This window comes from Pseudarthrobacter sp. NCCP-2145 (assembly GCF_023708005.1).
GTDB lineage: Bacteria > Actinomycetota > Actinomycetes > Actinomycetales > Micrococcaceae > Arthrobacter > Arthrobacter oxydans.
In genome coordinates this window covers 21958-35264 of record NZ_BRCG01000021.1, presented here as the reverse complement: position 1 = coordinate 35264, position 13307 = coordinate 21958, and the positions used below count along the sequence as shown (strand labels likewise).

At 66.6% G+C, this 13307-nt stretch carries 17 protein-coding genes; 11 read left to right on the top strand and 6 right to left on the bottom strand.

The genetic code is table 11. The annotated features are described in order from the left end of the window. Positions 1–46: 46 nt before the first annotated feature. The 6 genes from hisB to NFU08_RS16635 are packed head-to-tail and all read left to right on the top strand — an operon-like array spanning position 47 to position 4694. Positions 47–673, top strand: a complete 627-nt coding sequence (hisB, locus tag NFU08_RS16660; RefSeq protein WP_066274905.1) for an imidazoleglycerol-phosphate dehydratase HisB — start codon at positions 47–49, stop codon at positions 671–673. Further along, complete coding sequence (gene hisH, locus NFU08_RS16655; RefSeq protein ID WP_251424742.1) at positions 670–1500, top strand: imidazole glycerol phosphate synthase subunit HisH; 831 nt, start codon at positions 670–672, stop codon at positions 1498–1500. Before hisB ends, hisH begins: the two co-directional genes overlap by 4 nt. An 18-nt stretch (positions 1501–1518) precedes the next feature. After that, positions 1519–1659 carry a hypothetical protein gene (locus tag NFU08_RS16650; RefSeq protein WP_174180311.1) on the top strand — a complete coding sequence of 47 codons (141 nt, stop codon included), beginning with the start codon at positions 1519–1521 and terminating at the stop codon, positions 1657–1659. 39 nt (positions 1660–1698) lie between these two features. Continuing rightward, a complete protein-coding gene (priA, locus tag NFU08_RS16645) occupies positions 1699–2445 on the top strand; it encodes a bifunctional 1-(5-phosphoribosyl)-5-((5-phosphoribosylamino)methylideneamino)imidazole-4-carboxamide isomerase/phosphoribosylanthranilate isomerase PriA (RefSeq protein WP_251424740.1) in 747 nt (248 codons plus the stop codon). 13 nt (positions 2446–2458) lie between these two features. Next, complete coding sequence (locus NFU08_RS16640; protein WP_251424738.1) at positions 2459–3340, top strand: SseB family protein; 882 nt, start codon at positions 2459–2461, stop codon at positions 3338–3340. A gap of 55 nt (positions 3341–3395) precedes the next feature. Next, positions 3396–4694, top strand: coding sequence for an MFS transporter (locus NFU08_RS16635; RefSeq protein WP_174180350.1), 1299 nt, complete (start codon positions 3396–3398; stop codon positions 4692–4694). A gap of 139 nt (positions 4695–4833) precedes the next feature. On the opposite strand, the gene NFU08_RS16630 is transcribed toward NFU08_RS16635, so the two are convergent. Further along, complete coding sequence (locus tag NFU08_RS16630) at positions 4834–5232, bottom strand: DUF1844 domain-containing protein (protein ID WP_174180349.1); 399 nt, start codon at positions 5230–5232, stop codon at positions 4834–4836. A 386-nt stretch (positions 5233–5618) separates the two neighbouring features. Between NFU08_RS16630 and infC the strand changes: the two genes are divergently transcribed. The 4 genes from infC (at position 5619) to NFU08_RS16610 (ending at position 8412) form a co-directional block, all read left to right on the top strand. Next, positions 5619–6620 (top strand): translation initiation factor IF-3, encoded by a 1002-nt coding sequence (infC, locus tag NFU08_RS16625; RefSeq protein ID WP_251424736.1) that lies wholly within the window; start codon positions 5619–5621, stop codon positions 6618–6620. Positions 6621–6735: 115 nt separating this feature from the next. After that, on the top strand, positions 6736–6930 hold the full coding sequence (rpmI, locus tag NFU08_RS16620) for a 50S ribosomal protein L35 (protein ID WP_009358635.1): 195 nt from the start codon (positions 6736–6738) through the stop codon (positions 6928–6930). A gap of 119 nt (positions 6931–7049) precedes the next feature. After that, positions 7050–7436: a 50S ribosomal protein L20 gene (gene rplT, locus NFU08_RS16615; protein WP_013600575.1), complete on the top strand. Its 387-nt coding sequence runs from the start codon at positions 7050–7052 to the stop codon at positions 7434–7436. 64 nt (positions 7437–7500) lie between these two features. Further along, on the top strand, positions 7501–8412 hold the full coding sequence (locus NFU08_RS16610; RefSeq protein ID WP_251424734.1) for an RNA methyltransferase: 912 nt from the start codon (positions 7501–7503) through the stop codon (positions 8410–8412). A gap of 124 nt (positions 8413–8536) precedes the next feature. On the opposite strand, the gene NFU08_RS16605 is transcribed toward NFU08_RS16610, so the two are convergent. Further along, on the bottom strand, positions 8537–8812 hold the full coding sequence (locus NFU08_RS16605) for a GlsB/YeaQ/YmgE family stress response membrane protein (protein ID WP_009358633.1): 276 nt from the start codon (positions 8810–8812) through the stop codon (positions 8537–8539). Positions 8813–8968: 156 nt separating this feature from the next. Next, positions 8969–10177, bottom strand: a complete 1209-nt coding sequence (locus NFU08_RS16600; protein WP_251424732.1) for an MFS transporter — start codon at positions 10175–10177, stop codon at positions 8969–8971. 162 nt (positions 10178–10339) lie between these two features. Between NFU08_RS16600 and NFU08_RS16595 the strand changes: the two genes are divergently transcribed. Further along, the gene (locus NFU08_RS16595; RefSeq protein WP_251424730.1) at positions 10340–10789 is read left to right on the top strand and encodes a (deoxy)nucleoside triphosphate pyrophosphohydrolase; all 450 of its coding nucleotides are present in this window, start codon (positions 10340–10342) and stop codon (positions 10787–10789) included. Here the strand turns inward: NFU08_RS16595 and NFU08_RS16590 are convergent. The 3 genes from NFU08_RS16590 to NFU08_RS16580 form a co-directional block, all read right to left on the bottom strand. After that, positions 10786–11898: an Rv2578c family radical SAM protein gene (locus tag NFU08_RS16590; protein ID WP_251424781.1), complete on the bottom strand. Its 1113-nt coding sequence runs from the start codon at positions 11896–11898 to the stop codon at positions 10786–10788. The two genes, NFU08_RS16595 and NFU08_RS16590, sit on opposite strands and share 4 nt — an antisense overlap. A 65-nt stretch (positions 11899–11963) precedes the next feature. Further along, positions 11964–12656 carry an SIMPL domain-containing protein gene (locus NFU08_RS16585; protein ID WP_251424729.1) on the bottom strand — a complete coding sequence of 231 codons (693 nt, stop codon included), beginning with the start codon at positions 12654–12656 and terminating at the stop codon, positions 11964–11966. A 3-nt stretch (positions 12657–12659) separates the two neighbouring features. Continuing rightward, complete coding sequence (locus tag NFU08_RS16580) at positions 12660–13145, bottom strand: hypothetical protein (protein ID WP_251424727.1); 486 nt, start codon at positions 13143–13145, stop codon at positions 12660–12662. Positions 13146–13307: the final 162 nt, after the last annotated feature.

The following is a 13307-nucleotide window of genomic DNA, read 5'->3' as shown; positions in this document are numbered from 1 at the left end:
CGCTGGACGCCCTGAACCGCCCCTTCTGCCCAAAAGGACCCAACGCATGAGTACCACCGGATCGAACGTGGCTGCGGCCCGCACTGCGCGCATGGAACGTGCCACCAGTGAGTCGTCCGTGCTCGTGGAAATCAACCTGGACGGCACCGGCACCTCGGACATCGACACGTCGGTACCGTTCTACGACCACATGCTCACGGCGTTGTGCAAGCACTCGCTGATCGACATGACCGTCAAAGCCACGGGCGACATCCACATCGACGTCCACCACACCGTGGAGGACGTCGCCATCACCTTCGGAGAGGTGCTGCGCACCGCACTGGGGAACAAAGCCGGCATCCGCCGGTTCGGAGAGGCCACCGTTCCCCTTGACGAGGCGCTTGCCCACGCAGTCGTCGACGTTTCCGGGCGCCCCTACCTGGTGCACGGCGGCGAGCCCGCGGGCCAGGAATACCACCTGATCGGCGGCCACTTCACCGGATCCCTCACCCGCCACGTCTTCGAGGCCATCACCCTGCACGCGGGCATCTGCCTGCACATGAACGTCATCGCAGGCCGCGATCCGCACCACATCGTCGAGGCCCAGTTCAAGGCGTTCGCGCGGGCGCTCCGTGCTGCTGTGGAACCGGATCCCCGCGTTGAGGGGATCCCCTCTACCAAGGGTGCGCTGTGAGCGGCCAGGTCCTGCGGGACGGTGCCATCGTCGATCCCTCGGCCTCCCGGAAGCTGCCCTCGCCCGAGGGCAAGCCCACCGTCACCGTCCTGGATTATGGCTCCGGAAACGTCCGGTCCGCCGTGCGGGCGCTGGAACGGGCCGGTGCGGAAGTCATCCTGAGCTCAAAGCCCGAGGACGTCCTGAACGCCGATGGCCTGGTGGTCCCCGGAGTCGGAGCGTTCGAAACCGTGATGCGTGAGCTCAAAGCCGTGGACGGCATCCGCCTCATCGGCAGGCGGGTGGCCGGCGGGCGGCCGGTCCTGGGTATCTGCGTCGGCCTCCAGGTCCTCTTTGAGGCCGGAGTTGAACATGGCACCGAAGCTGAAGGCATGGGTGAATGGCCCGGCAAGGTGGAACTCCTGCCGGCCGACGTCGTGCCGCACATGGGCTGGAACACCGTCAAGGTGCCCGAAGGCTCGAAGCTGTTTGCCGGCGTCGAAAACGAGCGGTTCTACTTCGTGCACTCCTATGGCGTCCAGGAATGGAACTTCGATGTCATCCAGCCACGGATGGCAGCGCCCCTGGTGACGTGGTCCGAGCATGGCGCCCCGTTCATTGCCGCCGTCGAGAACGGCCCGCTCTGCGCCACCCAGTTCCACCCGGAGAAATCCGGTGATGCGGGCGCGCGCCTGCTCCACAACTGGGTGGAAGCGCTACGCAGGCCCGCTGCCGGCGGCCACGCTGACAACACCCACCACGCCGAAGCCAGCACGGCCGCCGACACCCTGTCCGGCAGCAACCAGGCCAACGGCGGGACGCCGGCGCCGGAAAGCGGCACCGCTTAGATGTGGTCCGTTCTCCTGATGGGGCTTGCCGGCGTGCTCGTCGGCGGTGCCCTGTCCTTCAGGCAGCAGCACAAGCCGCTCTGGACCCAGATTTCGTTTTATGTTCTTGCGGGCATGTCGCTGCTCGCCGCCTATCTGCTGACGCTGCCGGGCAACTGACCGCGGCAGGCCATCCTGCCCCCACCCTGAGGATTCACCATGACCACTGCAACTGACCTTCCCGTTCTCGAACTGCTGCCCGCCGTCGACGTCGTCAACGGCCAGGCCGTCCGGCTGGTGCAGGGGGAAGCGGGCAGTGAGACCAGTTACGGGACGCCGCTCGAAGCGGCGCTGAACTGGCAGCAGCAGGGAGCTGAATGGGTCCACCTGGTGGACCTGGATGCAGCCTTCGGCCGCGGCTCAAACGCGGAGCTGCTCCGCGAAGTGGTGGGCAGGCTGGACATCAAGGTGGAACTGTCCGGCGGGCTGCGTGACGATGAAACGCTCGAAGCGGCACTGGACCTCGGCGTTGCCCGCGTGAACCTGGGAACCGCCGCGCTGGAAAACCCCGAATGGACCCGCCGGGCCATCGAGCGCTTTGGTGACAAAATCGCCGTCGGGCTCGACGTCCGCGGAACCACGCTGGCCGGCCGCGGCTGGACGAAGGAAGGCGGAGACCTCTGGGAGGTCCTGGGCCGCCTTGAGGAAGCCGGCTGCAGCCGCTATGTAGTCACGGACGTGACGAAGGACGGAACCCTGCAGGGGCCCAACGTGGAACTCCTCCGCCAGATGGTGGAGAAAACGGGCAAGCCCGTAGTGGCTTCCGGCGGCATCTCCAGCCTCGACGACCTCAAGGTCCTCCGCTCCCTGGTGCCCCTGGGCGTTGAAGGTGCCATCGTGGGCAAGGCCCTCTACGCGGGCGCCTTTACGCTGCCCGAAGCCCTCGACGTCGCCGGCCGCCGCTAAGGCGCACACCGGCATGGCCAGCAATGAATCAGGGACTCCGTCAGCCCGCCAGCTGCCGGGGCACATCGCTGCGGCGCTGGCAGGTGCCGGCGGCGCCACGGACTCCGCGGGCCGGCCCTGGGCAGGCCGGAGCCTGGCCGGCGACGACGCCAGGATCCACAACTTCGAGAACGACGACGGGACGGCCAGCGGTGCCTATCTCGCCGCCATAGCCGCACTCCTGGGCGGAACCGGGGACGAGGCGGCCGTCGTCGCCTCGCTGGCCACCGCACGGGTGTTCATCCCGATCGTTGCCCAGCTCGCGGAGGAAGCGGAAGGCCAGGACGGCCTTCAGGCCGACAAGCAGGCCGACATGGCGCTGGTCACGCTCAAAGCCGCCGACGGCAGGACCGCCATGCCCGCCTTCACGTCCACGGCGGCACTGGCCGCCTGGCATCCCGAAGCCAGGCCCGTTGCCGTGTACGCCGCACGCGCCGCGCTCTCGGCCGTCGCCGAAGGTGCAGAACTGCTGGTCCTTGATCCGGGCTCTGCCTTCACCTTCGTGGTGCGGCGGCCTGCCGTGTGGGCGCTGGCCCAGCAGCAGCAGTGGACCCCGTCCTACAAGGACCAGGAACTCGCTGCCGAGATGGGCAGGGCGGCCGCCGTTTTTCCCGCTGTCCGGAACCTCGAACTGGTGCAGGGCAGGGGAGTGGCCGCCCGTGCCGCCGACGGGACCGTGGCGGCAGGCGGCGGCGCCGGGCCGGAACTGCAGGTGGTGCTTTACCTGGAGGACGGGCTGGATGCCGCGGGGGTCCAGGAGCTGGTGGGCGGACTCCAGGCCGAATGGTCCCGGAATGTATTGTTTGGGGAGCGCGTCGACTCGATCGACATCAAGTTGAGGCGTGCAGACCACTAGCCGGCAGCCAGCGGGGTGATCCCCGGCCACTGCGGCAGGACTTAAGGATCACTCCGTGAATTTCGCTCTCTACCGGGAGTTGCTTGCCGTACGGCCTATCCGCCGGCTGTTGCTGGTGGGCATGGTTGCCCGCATTCCCCACTCCGCTGCCGGAGTGCTGCTGACCCTGCACATCGTCCTCAGCCTGGACCAGGGGTACGCCGCCGCTGGCGCTGCCGCGGCCGTCATGACCATCGGCATTGCGGTCGGCGCACCATGGCGCGGGAGGCGGGTTGACACCGTGGGCCTCCGGACAGCACTCATCCCCTCCGTCATCTCGGAAGCGGTCATCTGGTCGGTTGTCCCGCACGTGTCCTACCAGTGGCTCCTTCCGCTGGTGTTTGTGGGCGGCCTGCTCACGCTTCCCATCTTCAGCGTGGTGCGCCAGTCCCTGGGTGTGCTGGCCGACGGCGACCAGCGCCGCACGGCCTTCGCCCTCGATGCGATCACCACTGAGGTGGTGTTCATGATCGGTCCCGCTGCAGGCGCCATCGTTGCCACCAGCGGCTTTACGGTGCTTGGCCTCACCATCGTGGGAGTTTCCACCTCGCTGGCCGGGCTGTTCCTCATGTGGTTCAACCCGCCCACCCGGAGCCCTGCGCAGGATGAGGAATGCAGTGCCGATGAACGCCACGCCGCCGAGGCCGCCGTGGTGTCCGCCGCCCCTGCCCACCTCCAGGAGGCGGCGGCAGAACTGGTGCCTGCGGGCGCAACGCACCGCGGACCGGGCCTGCGCAGCAAGGTGGCCCACAACTTCGCCTGGTTCACCGCCACCGTGGCGGCCGTCTTCGCCGTGGCGGCGGGAGCGGGCATGGTGCTGAGCGGAACCGACGTTGGCATCGTCGCCGCCCTGGAAACCGGGGGACGCCAGGCAGAAATCGGCATCGTCTTCCTCTTCTGGTGCGCCGCGTCCGTGGTGGGGGGCCTGGTATACGGGGCCATGCACCGCCCGGTCTCGCCGATCCTCCTGCTGCTCGGAATGGCTGCGCTGACAATCCCAATGGGTTTCGCGCACGATACGTGGTCGCTGGCGTTCACCGCGATCCTGCCGGGACTTCTTTGCGCACCCGTATTGTCCTCCGCGTCGGAAAAAGTTGCGGACCTGGTGGCCGAGGAACGCCGCGGGGAGGCCATGGGCTGGTACGGCTCGGCACTGACCGGCGGCGTGGCTTTGGGTGCACCGCTTGCGGGTGTCTTCATCGACGTGACGGGGCCGTCCGGAGGCTTCGTCTCGGTGGGTGCTGCCGGCGTCGTACTCTGCTTCGCAGGCCTTATCCTCCAGCAGCGCCGCCGGGGCAAATCCCCAGCCCAGTAGGCCGGGTTTTTGTCCAGATACGCAGGCTTCCGAGGCGCTGAAGTCTGCATAGCTGGACAAGAACTCCATTAAAAGCGCGACGGCGGGACGACCTGTGAAGGCCGTCCCGCCGTCGTCAACTGCTTGGGCTGGTTTATCCCTAGTTCACTGCCCCGGTGTACTTCTCGCCCGGGCCCTTGCCCGGGGCATCGGGGATCAAAGACTCTTCGCGGAATGCCAGCTGCAGCGAACGCAGTCCGTCACGCAAGGGTCCGGCGTGCTGGGATCCGATCTCCGGGGCGGCGGCAGTCACCAGGCCGGCCAGGGCGGTGATCAGTTTCCGGGCCTCGTCCAGGTCCTTCAGCTCCTCGGCGTTGTCCTCGGCCGCCAGCCCCAGCTTTACCGCGGCTGCGCTCATCAGGTGGACGGCGGCTGTGGTGATGACCTCGATCGCCGGCACTTCGGAAATGTCGCGGATCTGCTGCGAGACGTCGCCGGCGGCACCTGCCTCATCCGCCGCAGGCTCGAAAACGTATGAATTACTGTCTGGGGTGCTCATACTGGTAAGCTTGACACAGACCGACTGGATGTCGTTATTTCAGAGATTGTCCCAAACGATCAAGGTTCCCACCGGCGCTGCACAGCGTTGACGGGAATTTTTTCTGTAAGATGGCATGCAGTTTGCAAGCGGAGTTCTCTCCCACCCGCGCCAGCCGCTGTTCCTATATTCAGGAACGCAAGGTTGCCGGGTACCTGGTTGGGCATGGAGCCGGCATGAGCCGGACCTGTGTGCGCAGTCCCTTCGCGGGACCTGCATCCGATCTTTCAGAGGCCTTCGATTGCTCCGGCAATTGGGGGCCTTCTCTATTTGCCGGATTCCACAACAAAAACAGGAGCTTTAACATTAGCGAGCCAAGAATCAATGAGCGTATCCGCGTCCCCGAGGTGCGGCTGGTCGGCCCTGCAGGTGAACAGGTAGGAATCGTCCGTATTGAGGATGCCCTGCGTCTGGCTGCCGAGTCCGACCTTGATCTCGTTGAAGTTGCACCTCAGGCGAAGCCTCCGGTGTGCAAGCTGATGGACTTCGGCAAGTACAAGTACGAGGCCGCGGTTAAGGCACGTGAAGCACGGAAGAACCAGACGAACACCGTTCTGAAGGAAATCCGCTTCCGCCTGAAGATCGACACCCACGACTACGAGACCAAGCGCGGGCACGCACTGCGCTTCCTCGGCGCCGGGGACAAGGTCAAGGCCATGATCCAGTTCCGTGGCCGCGAGCAGCAGCGTCCGGAAATGGGCATCCGCCTGCTCCAGCGCTTCGCCGACGACGTTGCGGAAGTTGGCGTTGTTGAGTCCAGCCCCCGCATCGACGGCCGAAACATGGTCATGGTGGTTGGTCCGCTGAAGAACAAGGCAGAGGCCAAGGCCGAAGCCCGCCGCGCTACGCAGCGTGCCGAGGCAAAAGCGCAGAACGAAGCCAAGGCTTCCGGCCGCGTTGACACCTCCGGCGACGACCAGGCACCCATGACGCAGTCACTGGCCGACCTGCTGCCTGAGGGATTCACCGTCTCGACCGAACCTGAGGCAACAGCCGAGGCACCTGCGCAGGAGCCGGCCGCCGTCGTCGAGCCCGCTGCAGCCGAAGCCCCCGCCAAGGCCGCCGAGGCGCCGAAGCAGGAAGCACCCAAGGCTGAAGCCCCGAAGCAGGAGGCCCCGAAGGCTGCCGCTCCCAAGGCGGCCGCTGCTCCCAAGGCAGCAGAGCCCAAGGCGGCACCGGCACCGAAGGCCGCAGCGGAGAAGCCCGCTGCAGCTGCTCCGGCCGCCGCGCCGAAGCCGGCAGCAGTGCCTGCTCCGCCGAAGCCGGTGGCCAGGCCCGCTGCGCCGAAGCCTGCCGCACGGCCCGCCCCCAAGGCAGCGCCAAAGCCGGCCGGCAAGAAGACCACTTAGTCCACAGCTGCCGGAGGTCGCCCTCCGGCAGTCAGCAACCAGCACGCCGCCCTGAGGGGCAGCTGCGCGATAGAGCTGCAGGCCCAGCCTGCGGAACGTAAGGAGATCGGTTCCCATGCCGAAGATGAAGACCCACAGTGGTGCCAAGAAGCGCTTCAAGCTGACCGGCAGCGGCAAGCTGCGCCGCCAGCAGGCCAACCGCCGCCACTACCTCGAGCACAAGTCCTCCAGGCTGACCCGCCGCCTCGCCGGCGACAAGATCGTCTTCAAGGGCGACGCCAAGGTCATCCGGAAGATGCTCGGCATCTAGTTTCCAAGTTCTTTGACTGACCACCACCTGGTGTAAGTCACCTACCAAAAAGCCTTCTCAGGCCGCCGGGAATACCGGCAGTAGATGCTTGGGAGCAGAATTTTCGAAGGAGTACGCACGTGGCACGTGTGAAGAGGGCGGTCAACGCCCACAAGAAGCGCCGGGTTATCCTTGAACGCGCAAAGGGCTACCGTGGACAGCGTTCACGCCTGTACCGCAAGGCCAAAGAGCAGCTGCTGCACTCGTTTGTGTACAGCTACGGTGACCGCAAGAAGAAGAAGGGCGACTTCCGCCGCCTGTGGATCCAGCGCATCAACGCTGCGTCCCGCGCCAACGGACTCACCTACAACCGCCTGATCCAGGGCCTGAAGGCCGCTGAGGTTGAGGTTGACCGCCGCATGCTGGCCGAGCTGGCCGTTTCCGACGCCAACGCTTTCGCAGCGCTGGTCAAGGTTGCCAAGGATTCCCTGCCTGCCGACACCTCCGCCAAGAAGGCTGTCGCCTAGCAAACGGCTGTTCCCCGTCAGGGACAGTTCAAGAACCGGTGGCAGCAGCCACTAAAGTTCTTATATGAACGAAACCGGGCGCCCGCAAGATTTTCCACTGTCCAATCCCCGAGCTGATCGGGTCAGGGATGTGGCAAAGCTTGCCGGGCGCCCGGCCCGTTTAAAGCGTGGACAATTCCTTGCCGAGGGGCCGCAGGCAGTGCGGGAAGCGCTCAGGCTCCATCAGCAGCGCCTTGCCGCGGGCCAGCCAGGCGTGGTCACCGAAGTGTTCGCCAGTGAGAGCTGCCTGGACCGGCACCCGGAGTTCGAGGAACTGTCCCAGGGAGTCAATGCCCGCCTGGCCACCGACGAGGTCCTGGCTGCCATGGCGGACACCGTCAACCCGCAGGGGATCATCGCCGTCTCCCGTTTCCTTGACGTAACGCTGCAGGAAGTGCTCGACGCCGGCCCCCGCCTGGTTGCCGTGCTCTGCCAGGTCCGGGACCCCGGCAACGCCGGAACGGTCCTCCGCGCGGCGGATTCAGCAGGAGCCGACGCCGTGGTCCTCACGGCGTCCAGCGTTGACATCTACAACCCCAAGGCCGTCAGGTCCACGGCCGGTTCGCTTTTCCACCTACCGGTGGTGCTGGGAGCGGACATCGACGAACTTGCGGCCGCCTGCCGTGCCAGGGGGATCGGCGTCCTGGCGGCGGACGGCTATGGGACCCTCAACCTCGACACCCTCCAAGACGAGAACGCCCGGCGCCGGTTGACCGGAGACGGGCCGGAATCCGAGTACGCTCTGGAGCGGCCCACGGCCTGGCTGTTCGGCAACGAGGCCCAGGGCCTGTCCCCGGAGGAGCTCGCGCTGGCGGACCACCGGGTAGCCGTGCCGGTGTATGGTTCCGCGGAAAGCCTCAACCTGGGGACAGCCGCCACGGTCTGCCTCTATGCCAGCGCGCGTTCCCAGCACCTTCCGGTCCCGGTAACCGCCTAGGATCTGGACGCCGCGGCTGCCTGCGCATCAGGCAGTGCGCACCTCAGCAGGCAGGCGGGATTAAACGAATAAGGGCTCCGGTTCACCGGAGCCCTTGCTTGTTGATGTTCTTCCCGGGAGCGGATCAGGGTGCGCGGGTGGCCTTGCCGCGACCGGTGATAGCTCCATAGATGCCGGCCACAACCAGGCCGCCGACGATAGCGAGAATCCAGGTGCCGAGGTCGAAGAAGGCAAGATCGCCCCTGTTGAACAGGAGGCTTCCGATCCAGCCGCCGACGATGGCGCCCACGACACCCAGCACCAGGCTGGTTACCCAGCCGCCGCCAACCCGTCCGGGCATAACAGCCTTAACAATGGCCCCTACGATGAGGCCCAGAATAATCCAAGCAAGAAAACCCATGTCTCCTCCTTATAGTGACCGGGATCTCATGGTCCCGATGTGGCTCAAGCTAACATACGGGTCCCCTAAAGTCAGCAGGCCTGCAGGCAGTTTGCCCGTCAGGTCTGCGGGAAGGCCGCCGGGTGCCGGGCCGCGAACGAATCAGCACTCCACGGATCAGGCCGCCAGCGGCCTCTTCCGCTCCAGCAGTCCGCTGGTGATCGCGACGCCGAGCCCCAGCAGGGCGAGGACGGCGCCTACCAGGGCGGGGGCTGTATAGCCCCAGCCCAGGGCGATCACCAATCCGCCCAGGAATGCCCCGAGGGCGTTGGCGACGTTCAGCGCAGCATGGTTCAGCGATGACGCCAGGGAGGGGGCATCGGGGGACGCGTCAAGGAGCCGGGTCTGCAGTGCGGGGATCAGCATGGACCCGGAAGCGCCCACCACGAACACCATGACAAAGGCGGACCACGGCCACTGGACGGCCACGGCGTAGACCACCAGGGCAACGGCGATGCCGGGCAACACCTTGTAGAGGGTGCCCATCACGGACCTGTCCGCAATCCGGCCGCCCACGATGTTGCCGGCCACCATTCCCAGCCCATACAGGGCCACCACCAGGGGAATCAGCGAGGACGGGATGCCGGCCACCATGGTCATGGTGTGGGCGATGTAGGTGTAGGTGGCAAAGAAGCCGCCAAAACCGACAATGCCGATCAGAATGGCCAGCCACACCTGAAGGCGTTTGAGCGCGCCCAGTTCGCGCCGGATGCTTGCATCCGGGTGGGCTTCGTGGAACGGGACGAATTTCCATACCAGGCCAATGGTCAGCAGGCCGATCAGACCCACCAGGATAAACAGCAGCCGCCAGCCGTAGGTCTGGCCCATCCAGGTGGCAAACGGAACTCCCACCACGTTGGAAATGCTCAGGCCGGCCATCACCATTGAGATGGCCCAGCCCCGACGCGTGGGCGGAACCAGGGAGGCCGCGATGACTGCTGCGACCCCGAAGAATGCGCCGTGCGGCAGCCCGGCGGCGAAGCGCGACACCAGCATTGTTCCGTAATCCGGGGCGAGGAAGGACGCCAGGTTGGCCACCGTGAAGAACACCATCAGTCCGAGCGCCAGGTGCTTGCGGGGGAGCTTGGCGCCCACCGCGGCCAGCAGCGGGGCTCCCACCACCACCCCCAGGGCATAGGCGGAGATGAGGTGGCCTGCTTCGGGTGTGGAAACCCCAAGGCCCTGTTCGACCTCCGGCAGCAGGCCCATCATGGTGAATTCGGTAACCCCGATGCCCACCCCGCCCATGGCCAGGGCGAGGATGGCCATCGCCAGGTTGGTGGATCGGGCGGGGGCTGCCGTGGACGTTTGGAGGACGCTGCTCATAAGCCTGCTTTTCGAAGGAGGAAAGTGGTGGTGGACCAATGCCACGGCAGTGGGGCTGATGAAGTCCGGACCCTGCAAACAACCCGGAAAGGGGAACCCGTATTCCCGGTGTGGGAGGAAATTTGCAGCGGGTCTATTCATTGTCCCCCATAGAATGGGGCGGTGAACGGACAGATACAGGTGGTAGGCGGAGCCGTCGTGGACAGCCTGGCGGAACCCTCCAAGCTGCTGGTGGCGCGGCGCAGCGCTCCGGAGCAGCTGGCAGGACTCTGGGAGTTCCCCGGTGGAAAAGTGGAGCCCGGCGAGGAGCCGGAGGCGGCGCTGGCCCGCGAACTGCTTGAGGAGCTGGGGATCGGCGTCCGGCTCGGCGCGGAGCTCCCGGCGCAGGTTCCGGGCGGCTGGCCGCTGAACCACCGGGCCAGCATGCGGGTGTGGTTCGCGGAAATTGCCCGCGGGGAGCCGAAAGCACTTGAGGACCACGATGAACTCCGGTGGGTGGCGCTGGAGGACCACAGCGGCGTCCTGGGCCTGCCGTGGATTCCCGCGGACTTCCCGATAGTCCGGGCCCTGCTCGCTGCCGTCGCCGTCAGGGCAGCAGGCGCACGGTCCTAGAAGAGCGTTGCCTGCCCCTCGGAGGCTGCCTTTTTTCCGGACAGTGCCTGGCCGGGCGCTGCCGCCTGGGGGATGATGCCAGCGGGATATTCGGCTTCCTCGCCGCGGGGATCGTCCTCGAGGTCCCTGTGGCTGAAGCCGGACGTGTTGGTAAACCCGTGGCGGGCTTTGAAGTACCGGACTTTGCCCGCGAGCCACGAGCGGTACTCCTTGGACGCGTACGAACCTGTCCCGTAGAGCCGCCGGTACCGGCCCGCCAGCCCGGGATGGTTGGCAGCAATCCACTTCATGAACCACTCCCTTGTCCCGGGCTTGAGGTACAGGGCCCCGGCCGTGACGCCGGTTGCGCCCGCCGTCGCCAGGGACGCGAACAGCGCGTCGAGTGCCTCATCGCTGTCCGAAAGCCACGGCAGGATGGGCATGGCCATGACACCGCAGGGCAGGCCGGCTTCACGGAGGCGGGAAACGAGCGTGAGGCGCGCCCGGGGCCCGGGCGTTCCAGGCTCGATGGCCTCGGACAGGGCTTCGTCCGTCATGGCCAGCGAGATGCCAATGCCCACGGGCACCTGGGCGGCCGCGCTCTTGAGCAGGGGAATGTCGCGGGCAAGCAGGGTCCCCTTGGTAAGGATGGACAGGGGAGTGCCGGACTCGGCAAGTGCGGTGATGATGCCGGGCATGAGCTGGTAGCGGCCCTCAGCCCGTTGGTAGGGATCCGTGTTGGTACCCAGGGCAACCTGCGGACGCGTCCACGATGGCTTGGCCAGTTCCTTCCGGAGAACCTCGGCCGCGTTGACTTTCACCACCACCTGGCTGTCAAAGTCCAGCCCGGCGTCAAAATCAAGGTAGGTGTGGCTCTTGCGGGCAAAGCAGTACACGCAGGCGTGGCTGCAGCCCCGGTACGGGTTGATGGTCCATTCGAAGGGCATCCGTGAACCGGCAGGCACCTTGTTGAGCACCGATTTGGCGGTGACCTCATGGAAGGTGATGCCAGCGAACTCGGGGGTTGTGATGGAGCGGACCAGCCCGGCCAGGGGAAGCAATGCGGGGGATGGGGTTTGCGCAGCCGTTTCCGCTGGCCGGGGTATCAGTGCTTGGGCGTCCCATCTCATGCCGTCCATTCGAATCTATGTTCGAACCAATGTCAAGCATGGGCGGTGTGTGGTGCGGGGAACGTCTAGGCGCCGGCCAGGAGCTCCCATTCCACGGTGACTGCCACGTCCACCACGGAATTGCCCGCCTCCACGCTGAGGGAATCAACGGCCGCTGCCCGCCGCATCCGGGGCAGCGGCACCGGGCCCCGGCCCGGTCCGTCCTCGGCTATGGAAAGCACCCGTCCCAGCCGGGCAGAGGCAAGCTGCGCGTACTGCGTGGCGGTGCTGAGGGCGTCCAGCCAGGCGGCCTCCCGGGCGCGTACCCGCACAGCCGCGTCATCGCTGAAAGTGAGCTCCGCACCGTTCAGCCGGACATCGTTCCCGCCCGCCTCAACTGCCTCCGAGATGGCGGCTGAAGCGGAACCCGGGTCCCGCAGCTTCACGGTGAGGCTGCTGGCTGCCACGTATCCGGTGACCCGCTGTCCTTCGCCTTCCCGCCAGGCGAGCTCCGCGCGGACGTTAAGGCCCGACGTGCGGATGTCGGAGTCGGCCACCCCGTGCCTGCGGAAGGACGCCGTCACGGCGTCTGAACCGGTTCCGGCCCGCGCGTAGGCCTGCCCCACCGAATCGGCCCGGCACTCCACTCCGATCGAAACCACCGCAAGGTCCGGCGCAGCTTCCGCCGAGCCCGCTCCCGACACGCGGACCGTGCCGGGAGAAGCGTTGCCGCCGGTGGGGCTCCCACCCGCTTCACCGGCGTCGTACGCAGTGGCCATGGCTCAAACCTCCACTTCAGACGGGCGGCGGCGTAAGGGGCGGCGCCGGGTTCCGCGGGCCGGGTATCCGCCGGCCTCAAGGCCGGCGTGGCGCTCGAAGATGTTGCCCGTCCCCGGGTTGCCGGAGCGCACCAGCGACCAGCCTGCGGCCAGGAAATACAGGGGAAGGAACGGCGCACCCAGGCACCAGGCGTACTGGGTGCAGTGCTTTTCCTCGTGGCCCAGCAGGGCCGGGCGGGACAACATCTCGGCTGCGGTGCACCGGCACAGCACCACGTTGCCCAGGGTAAAAGCTCCGGCGAAAGGCAGCCGCGGCCGGTACCCGGAGGCAAGGATCAGGCCGCGGGGGCCGTTGCTGATCCGGGTGCGCGCGGCAAAGGCGACGGCCAGGCCAAGGGCAGTGCTGCCGTTGGCCATGTTCGCCGCCTGCCGCAGTCTCTGCGCAGCCGTGAGGCGCTTCTGGGCTCCCGGGCGCCGCGGCACTGTCATGAGGCTATGGTAGCCGGAGCCTTCAATTAGACTGGAGGGCAGTGGCCGCCGGCTCAACCGGTGTGCCCTGACCTGGTCATTGAATGAACCGGAATGCACAGTTGGCATTGGGGACATTCATCCATGACCTGCCAGTGACGGACGCGCCCCCGGGAAACCGTG

Bases quoted from the DNA above. Each gene is read 5' to 3' on its own strand.
- rpmI (WP_009358635.1), top strand. From the start codon at position 6,736: ATGCCGAAGATGAAGACCCACAGTGGTGCCAAGAAGCGCTTCAAGCTG.
- priA (WP_251424740.1), top strand. From the start codon at position 1,699: ATGACCACTGCAACTGACCTTCCCGTTCTCGAACTGCTGCCCGCCGTC.
- NFU08_RS16590 (WP_251424781.1), bottom strand. From the start codon at position 11,898: ATGAGATGGGACGCCCAAGCACTGATACCCCGGCCAGCGGAAACGGCT.
- NFU08_RS16610 (WP_251424734.1), top strand. From the start codon at position 7,501: ATGAACGAAACCGGGCGCCCGCAAGATTTTCCACTGTCCAATCCCCGA.
- NFU08_RS16650 (WP_174180311.1), top strand. From the start codon at position 1,519: ATGGGGCTTGCCGGCGTGCTCGTCGGCGGTGCCCTGTCCTTCAGGCAG.
- hisB (WP_066274905.1), top strand. From the start codon at position 47: ATGAGTACCACCGGATCGAACGTGGCTGCGGCCCGCACTGCGCGCATG.
- NFU08_RS16600 (WP_251424732.1), bottom strand. From the start codon at position 10,177: ATGAGCAGCGTCCTCCAAACGTCCACGGCAGCCCCCGCCCGATCCACC.
- NFU08_RS16585 (WP_251424729.1), bottom strand. From the start codon at position 12,656: ATGGCCACTGCGTACGACGCCGGTGAAGCGGGTGGGAGCCCCACCGGC.
- NFU08_RS16630 (WP_174180349.1), bottom strand. From the start codon at position 5,232: ATGAGCACCCCAGACAGTAATTCATACGTTTTCGAGCCTGCGGCGGAT.
- NFU08_RS16580 (WP_251424727.1), bottom strand. From the start codon at position 13,145: ATGACAGTGCCGCGGCGCCCGGGAGCCCAGAAGCGCCTCACGGCTGCG.
- NFU08_RS16605 (WP_009358633.1), bottom strand. From the start codon at position 8,812: ATGGGTTTTCTTGCTTGGATTATTCTGGGCCTCATCGTAGGGGCCATT.
- NFU08_RS16640 (WP_251424738.1), top strand. From the start codon at position 2,459: ATGGCCAGCAATGAATCAGGGACTCCGTCAGCCCGCCAGCTGCCGGGG.